Raw genomic sequence first — 2,668 nt, forward strand, 5'->3', positions numbered from 1 at the left:
GTCGCGTCGCCACCGGGGGCGGGCGGGATCCAGCCCCGGTCCACCAGCACCGCCGTGCCGTCGGCCAGCACGAGCGGGGTGACCACCTCGAAACCGACCTTCCGGTCCAGCGTCCGGCCACGGACCAGGATGACGTTGCCGGTGTCGTAGCGGCCGGTCACGGTCACCTTGGTCCAGGTCTTCTCCTCGGCCGGGGCCGGGCCGGCCGTCCCCGCCCCGCCGGTCGGGGCGGGTAGCGCGTCGCGTAGCGGCACCGGGTCCATCCGGAGGCCGGCGTCGATCCGTTCGTTGATCTCCGTACGGCCGTGGTAGCGGTCCAGCTGCCAGTTGCCGAGCAGCACCATCACCGCCGCGGCGGCCAGGGTCGCCGCGAGGATGCCCAGCCAGCGCGGCGTCAGGAGGAACCGGTACACGACGATGAGGCTACCCCGGTGACCGCAGCCGCCGACGCCGACAGTCCCGGCGCGGGCCGGCGACAGGGCGCCCGGCGGCGTTCACCGGCGCTCACCCGTCGGCCGGTTCCGCTATCGTCACGCGGGCGGCCCGCTCCGGCGGCCCGCAGCCGCGTACCCGCCGCCCCGCGAGGAGTCGATGATGACCGTCGTGCCGCGCCTGGTGCTCAGCGCGCCGTCCTCCGGGCACGGCAAGAGCGCGCTGGCGATCGGGTTGCTCGCCGCGCTCGCCGACCGGGGCGTCGCCGCCGCCGGCTTCAAGGTCGGCCCGGACCAGGTCGACGCCGCGTACCTGGGGCTCGCCGCGGGCCGGCCCGGGCGCACCCTCGATCCGAGGCTGGTCGGCGCCGACCGGGTCGCCCCGCTGCTGGCACACGGGGCGTCCGGCGCCGGGCTCGCGGTGGTGCAGGGCAGCATGGGGTTGTACGACAGCCTCGCCGGCCGCCCGGAGAGCGAGTCCACCGCGGCGGTCGCCATCGCGCTGCGCAGCCCGGTCGTGCTGGTGGTCGACGTCGCCGCGATCGGGCAGTCGGTGGCCGCCCTGGTGCACGGCTTCCGGGCGTACGACGAGCAGCTCTGGCTCGGTGGCGTGATCCTCAACCGGGTGGCCTCGGCGCGGCACGAGACCCTGCTGCGCGAGGCGCTCGACGACATCGGCGTGCCGGTCTACGGCGTGCTGCGCCGGCAGGACCTGCCGGCGGTGCTGCCGCCGCGCCGGCACGGGATGGTGCCGGTGCTCGCCGGTTCCGGCGACGCCGTCCGCGCGGTCCGCCGCCTCGGCGAGGCGGTCGCCGCCACCGTCGACCTGGACCGACTGCTCGGGCTCGCCCGCTCCGCCCCGCCGCTGCCGGCCCAGCCGTGGGCGCCGGAGCCCGGCGAGCCGCCGGCCGGCCCGCGCCCGCTCGTCGCGGTCGCCGGCGGCCCGGGCGGGAGCTTCAGCCACGTCGAGACCATCGAACTGCTCCGGGCGGCCGGCGCGGAGGTGGTGACGGTCGACCCGCTGCGCGACGAGGCGCTGCCCGCGGGCACCCGCGGGCTGGTCGTCGGCGGCGGGCTCCCCGAGTCGTACGCCGAGCAGCTCTCCGCCAACCGCCGTCTCTGCATCGCGGTGGCCGAGCTGGCCCGCACCGGCCGCCCGGTGCTCGCCGACGGGGCCGGCCTGCTGTGGCTGGCCCGGGAGCTGGACGGGCTGCCGATGTGCGGCGTGCTCGACGCGGTGGGCACCAGCCGGGACGGCCTGGTGGCCGGCTACCGCGAGGCCACCGCCCTGACCGACAGCGTCGTCGCGCCGGCGGGCGCGGTGGTGTCCGGGCACAAGGAGCACCGGGCGGTGCTCACCCCCCGGGCCGGGCAGCGACCGGCCTGGAGCTGGGACGGCGGGGCGCCGGAGGGGTTCGTCTGGCGGGGCGTGCACGCCTCCCAGCTGACCGTGCACTGGGCCGCGTACCCGCAGATCGCCGCCCGGCTGGTCGCCGCGGCAGCGGAGGCGGCCGACCCGACGGCCGACCCGGCGACCGCCCGGCCCGGCGGGGTGCCGGTGTGATCGGTCAGGTGGCGGTGCGCCGGTTTCCGGGGCTGACCGTCTCCACGCCCCGCACGGAGGTGCGCCCGCTGCTGGCGGCGGACGCGAAGGCGGCCGACGAGGTCTTCGCCGACCGGCAGACCCAGCGCTGGCTGCCGCTGGCCGACGAGACCGGCCGGATCGACGGGCATGCCTGGTGCACGGACCTGGCCCGGCAGCGGCGCGACAGCGGCGACGGTGACCACTACGCGGTGGTCCGCCGGGAGGACGACCGGGTGGTGGGCTGTCTCTGGACCCGGCGCACCGACTGGGGCGCCCGGTGCACCGAGGTCTCGTACGCGATGGCGCCGCACGCGCGCGGCTTCGGACTGGCCGCGGAGGCGGTCGACGCGCTCGCCATCGCGCTGATCCTGGAGCACGGCTTCCAGCGGGTCGAGCTGCGGGTCGCCCCGGGTAACCTGGCCTCCCGCCGGGTCGCCGAGAAGGCCGGCTTCAGCTACGAGGGCCTGCTGCGCAACGCCGGCTACGCCCGGGGCGGCCGGGTCGACCTGGAAATCTGGTCCTTGGTCGCCGCCGACCTGCACTGACCCCAACCCCCGGTCCCCGCACGAAGCGATCAAGAGGTTTGCGTCAGGAACGGGCGGTTTCCTGGCGCAAGCCTCTTGATCAAAGGGCTCTGGGCGCGGGCCCCGGG

Annotated in this window: 3 protein-coding genes; 2 read left to right on the top strand and 1 reads right to left on the bottom strand. The window is 77.1% G+C overall.

The genetic code is table 11. The features are described 5' to 3' along the window. A partial coding sequence (locus C1I99_RS31005; RefSeq protein ID WP_146604103.1) for an SURF1 family protein occupies nucleotides 1–419 on the bottom strand: 419 nt, incomplete at its 3' end. Between the two features lie 175 nt (nucleotides 420–594). On the opposite strand from C1I99_RS31005, the gene C1I99_RS31010 reads away from it, so the two are divergent. Together C1I99_RS31010 and C1I99_RS31015 are read left to right on the top strand one after the other, a co-directional pair. Further along, nucleotides 595–1,995: a cobyrinic acid a,c-diamide synthase CobB gene (locus tag C1I99_RS31010; RefSeq protein ID WP_111137691.1), complete on the top strand. Its 1,401-nt coding sequence runs from the start codon at nucleotides 595–597 to the stop codon at nucleotides 1,993–1,995. Next, nucleotides 1,992–2,561, top strand: a complete 570-nt coding sequence (locus tag C1I99_RS31015; RefSeq protein ID WP_111137692.1) for a GNAT family N-acetyltransferase — start codon at nucleotides 1,992–1,994, stop codon at nucleotides 2,559–2,561. Before C1I99_RS31010 ends, C1I99_RS31015 begins: the two co-directional genes overlap by 4 nt. Nucleotides 2,562–2,668: the final 107 nt, after the last annotated feature.

The organism is Micromonospora deserti, assembly GCF_003236335.1.
Lineage (GTDB): Bacteria > Actinomycetota > Actinomycetes > Mycobacteriales > Micromonosporaceae > Micromonospora > Micromonospora deserti.

Coding starts and splice junctions, on each gene's coding strand:
- C1I99_RS31010 (WP_111137691.1), top strand. CDS start 595: ATGACCGTCGTGCCGCGCCTGGTGCTCAGCGCGCCGTCCTCCGGGCAC.